Source organism: Okeania hirsuta (assembly GCF_003838195.1).
GTDB lineage: Bacteria > Cyanobacteriota > Cyanobacteriia > Cyanobacteriales > Microcoleaceae > Okeania > Okeania hirsuta.
Window position 1 is genome coordinate 1 of the sequence record NZ_RCBY01000383.1, and the last position, 4622, is coordinate 4622.

Genomic DNA, 4622 nt, shown 5'->3' on the forward strand with positions numbered 1-4622 from the left:
CCTTGTTCAGTATAAACTAACAAAGTTTTGCCCTGAAAATTTGAGCCATCCCACACAGGTTGAGAGAAATTAGGAGCACTCAAACCTTTCTTTTGCCAGCGCCATTCATATTCATTAAATCCTTGAATAAAATTTCCTTGTTTCAGCAAAATAACTGCCAGAGCCAAGTTAGCGTTTGCATGATTTTTGTCTAATTTAACAGCTTGTTGATAATATTTTTGAGATTCCACCAGTTTTCCTAGCTCTAAAAATATAAAGCCTAGACCGTTATATGCTTTGGCATAATTTGGTTGAAGTTCAATAGCTTTTTGATAATATTCAATGGCAGCTTCAAGTTGAGATTCTGTAAGTTTTCCTAGCTCTAAAAATATGTTCCCTAAACCGTTATACGGTTCAGCATAATTTGGTTGAAGTTCAATAGCTTTTTGATAATGTTTAATGGCTGTTTCAAGTTGCTGGTTCTCCTTCAGTGCCAGACCCAAATTACTATGGATTTCGGCATTATTTTGATTCAGTTTCACAGCTTGATCAAAGTAGGCAAATGCTGCTTTTGCTTGCCCCTCTAAACCAGCAATAACCCCTAATAAATTCAGCAACTGCCAATTTTCTGTATCTCTTTCTAAGATTTGATGGCAGATTTTTTTCGCTAATTTTAAATTTCCTTTTTGATAATTATTTACTGCGGAGTTAAAAATATTTTCTAATGTCTGATTTTCCATAAATTTAGCCTACTTACAAAATTGTTAATTCAAATTAGTTAGAGTAGCGGAATTAAATTTTTAAATTTGTAGCTATTATTATAGTAGTCCTATTTTGGTTATGTAAAAAATAACGTTGAAAAACGCAACAGCTCTGAAAGACAATATACAAACAGAGTAACAGCTTCAGAGTTTTTATCTATTTTTTGAGTTTTTACAGCCTATTTAGAATTGCTATAGAGTCTTTCCAGATGGACAATTAATAATGTTGATTTAATCAACTATCTCCTGTCGTTAAGTTTTGCAGAATTACCCCATACCTAAGAACTATAATTTAAGACTTAAAACCTACTATACTTTTAAAATATGTGGCAATCTACTCAAGGCATTCCCAATATTCCTGATCTTACTCATCCCCAAGAATTAATTGAATTTGGCAATCACATTCTGAAACTATCTCTGATATTAATTATTCTCATTGGTTTCTTTGGTTTAAGTATAGCTATTATCAGTTTTACTATCCGTAATCAAAAATCAGAACCAAATATTTTGATTAATGAATTAGTGTCTCAATATTCAAGTTTACTGAAAAAGTTGCCACATCTAATTCTAGTTTTAATTTTGTTAGTGGGAGGATTTTTTCTCTGTTCAACTATCAGTAATCGTTATCATCATTGGGAACAAGCAAAAATTGCCAAAATTGCTGCGGGTGTGGCAGGAGAACGCCTCGAACAAATGGCTCCAAAAGTTCGTTATGTAGTAGAAGAACCATATACATATTATCAGTGGATTGATAATAAACAAGTTGAAGTTAAAAGTACGAGAAATGTCGATAAATATTTAAGAATAAATGCCTCAAACATTCAGGTAAATATTAACCAAGCTAAAGACGTTCAAAATCTTAAAGCTATTTATGTTGCAGATTTTTCCGCAGAATATCAAGTTACTAAATTTTTCTGTAATCCCCCCTGCCTTTGATGGTAACTTTTTGAGGGTTTTGGGCGTGATATCTAGCACTTTTTTCAACTCAAAAGAGGCTTGATACCAATTTTCAAAAAGAATGTTACGAATAGTAAGAACGATAAAAAGATTTTACAGGAGATGTCCCTTTGAAAAAAAAGATAATTTACGACCTAAAAAATCGTATTAAAGGCATTCCCATAGGACTCCTGACTTCTGACTCCTAAGAAATACTCTAGATATTTGTAGCAAACATTTATAAATTTGGTTTTAAACCTTAATTATTTGGTAAAAATTTTTTTTGTTCAAACACAATTATTGGTTGAAAATACTCAGTTTTTTCACCCTTAATATCATGTCCGAAGGCAATCGTTTGTGCAAACCAAAAGGTTATTTCAGTTATCAGTATCTCTACCTGTTTGCACAGCATTACGCAGGAAAGTCAGAGGCTTAAAATCTTGAACTTTATTTTTTTTATTCCCTTGAAAGGGGGAGGGTTCAGACCTTATTATTTGATGAATATCTACAGGAGATTTAAGTTTTTTTCTTGCTCAATACCCTTCCTCCTTCTTCCTTTATTAGTTGAAAATCATCAGTTTTTTTCACCCTTAATATCATGTCCGAAGGCAATTATTTGTGTAAACCCAAAGGTTATTTCAGTTATCAGTACCTCTACTTGTTTGCCCAGCATTCCGCAGGAAAGTCAGGGGTTTGAAATATTGAACTTTATTTTTTTTATCCCCATTTTTTTATCCCCTTGAAAGGGGGAGGCTTCAGACCTTATTCTTTGGTGAATATCTACAGGAAATTTAAGTTTTTTCTTGCTTAATAACCTTCCTCCCTCTTCCCTCTTCCCTCTTCCCTCTTCCTTCTTGCTTTAATTGATAACTAATGCCTGCATCTTTCATTCTTTTTAATGCTGCATAAATCCGCTCTTCTTCCACTGTTAATGCAATACGAAAAAACCCTTCTCCAGAAGCACCATATCCATTTCCAGGAGGCACGATAATGCCACATTTGTCTAACAATAAGTTAACAAATTCTTGAGACGTATAATTTTTGGGAACCGGAACCCATACATATAAACTTGCTAAATTAGGTTTAATCGGCCACCCTAAAGATTGTAAACCTTCTATTAGAATATCTCTTCGCTGTTGGTAAACAGCTACTAAACTTTGCAACTCTTCTTCAGTAGTAGAAAAAGCAGCGATCGCCGCTTTTTGAATTGCTTTAAATACTCCAGAATCTACATTAGATTTAACTTGACTTAATCCTTTTATTCCTAAACTATTTCCTACTACAAAACCAATTCGCCATCCTGTCATATTGTAAGACTTAGATAAACTATGAAATTCAATTGCTACATCTTTTGCACCAGGAATTTGTAATATACTAGGAGGTTTATAACCTTCATAAGCCATTTCAGAATAAGCATGGTCGTGACATAGTAATATGTCATAATGGCGACAAAAGTTTACTAATTCCTGAAAAAAATCTAAATTAGCTGTCGCACCAGTAGGATTATTAGGATAATTCACCCACAACAATTTTGCTTTTTGAGCCACTTCTTGAGGAATAGTCTTTAAATTTGGCAACCAATTTTCACTCTGAAGCTGCATTGGATAGGGTTGACCCTCCGCAAAAATTGTTGAGGTGCGATAAACTGGATAGCCAGGGTCAGGAATTATGGTATAATCCCCTGGGTTGACAAAAGCTAGGAAAGTATTGTGAATTGACTCTTTAGAACCTATTGAAGAAATTACTTCTGTTTCTGGGTTTAAATCTTCAATGGCAAACCGACGTTTCATCCAATCTGCTGCTGCTTGTCTATATTCCTTTATACCTTTGTAGGGCGGATAATGATGATTGGTAGAGTCTTGAATTGCCTCATGCATTGCCTGGATAATATGTTTTGGTGTGGGTCGATCTGGATCTCCTGCCCCCAAATTAATGATGTCAACTCCTCTTTCAACTAATTCATTCCGTTTACGGTCAATTTCAGCAAAGAGATAAGGTGGTATTCGTTCTAACCTTTTGGCAAGCTGCATGGTGATTTATATAGACTCCTGAACTAAGTTAATCTACAATAGCAAAGTGTATCTTATCAAATTAAACAGGAGTCAGGAGTTTTTCCAACTCAAAAGTAAAAATTTAAAAATGTTCAGATTTTTTTTATTCTTGTAGATTTAATTAAAATTATTATCTAACAAATTAGAATTTACTGAATAGACTATTCTTTACAACCAAATTTTTATTCTTTTAGATTAAAAAGCTTTTTCTGATGGAATGCTCCGCAAACTGTTTAGATTTCTACTGAAACCAAGAGAAAGATAATTTATAGCATAAGCAAGAAGGAATCAGGAAAAATCTTACGTTGTCTGAGTTTTAAGTTTTCGATTTTTCCCTCTCCTTTCCTTAGGACTGCTATAAAATATATTTCAACCCAAACTATTAGTTGAAAACTATTTACAAAATCCTCAAACAATTACAAATCAAAAATGATTGACTGTCAGATGTGCGTCTTACATTCTGGAGGGGCTGTGTGCGGAATTACTTCCGCACTTTATACGTAGGAAACCTCGCCAATTAGCACTCGCTTTTAAATGCATGACTTTTAACTTCCGGATAGCGACACTAGGATGTGGAGAGCAAGTGCTATGAAAAAGGTATGGAGGGAATAGTAAAGGAGGGAAAGCAGTATTCAATAGTAGCAAACACAAGGATATAAGTACTCAATCTGCCCGCTTTTTTTAATAAGAAAAAACCTCAATCTATAATTTACATATCAAATATAGCGTTTCTCAAGTTACTGAGGTACAGTTTTTTTTCTTCTTTTCTACTCCCTACTCCCTACTCCCTACTCCCTAAAAAAAATAAATTTTGTACCTCACGCTTCTTGGGAATTGCTTTGAAGAAGGAGACAGGAGACAGGAGACAGGAGACAGGAGACAGGAGGAAAATTAC

At 34.0% G+C, this 4622-nt stretch carries 3 protein-coding genes; 1 reads left to right on the top strand and 2 read right to left on the bottom strand.

Features of this window, described 5'->3' with window-relative positions; translation table 11 throughout:
* On the bottom strand, positions 1 to 719 hold a 719-nt coding region (locus D5R40_RS30535), incomplete at its 3' end, for a tetratricopeptide repeat protein (protein WP_124155697.1).
* A 345-nt stretch (positions 720 to 1064) separates the two neighbouring features.
* On the opposite strand from D5R40_RS30535, the gene D5R40_RS30540 reads away from it, so the two are divergent.
* Entirely contained in the window at positions 1065 to 1676 is a 612-nt protein-coding gene (locus D5R40_RS30540; RefSeq protein WP_124147533.1) for a hypothetical protein, read from the top strand.
* Positions 1677 to 2467: 791 nt separating this feature from the next.
* On the opposite strand, the gene D5R40_RS30545 is transcribed toward D5R40_RS30540, so the two are convergent.
* Positions 2468 to 3706, bottom strand: a complete 1239-nt coding sequence (locus tag D5R40_RS30545; RefSeq protein ID WP_124147534.1) for a pyridoxal phosphate-dependent aminotransferase — start codon at positions 3704 to 3706, stop codon at positions 2468 to 2470.
* Positions 3707 to 4622: the final 916 nt, after the last annotated feature.

Coding starts and splice junctions, on each gene's coding strand:
- D5R40_RS30540 (WP_124147533.1), top strand. CDS start 1,065: ATGTGGCAATCTACTCAAGGCATTCCCAATATTCCTGATCTTACTCAT.
- D5R40_RS30545 (WP_124147534.1), bottom strand. CDS start 3,706: ATGCAGCTTGCCAAAAGGTTAGAACGAATACCACCTTATCTCTTTGCT.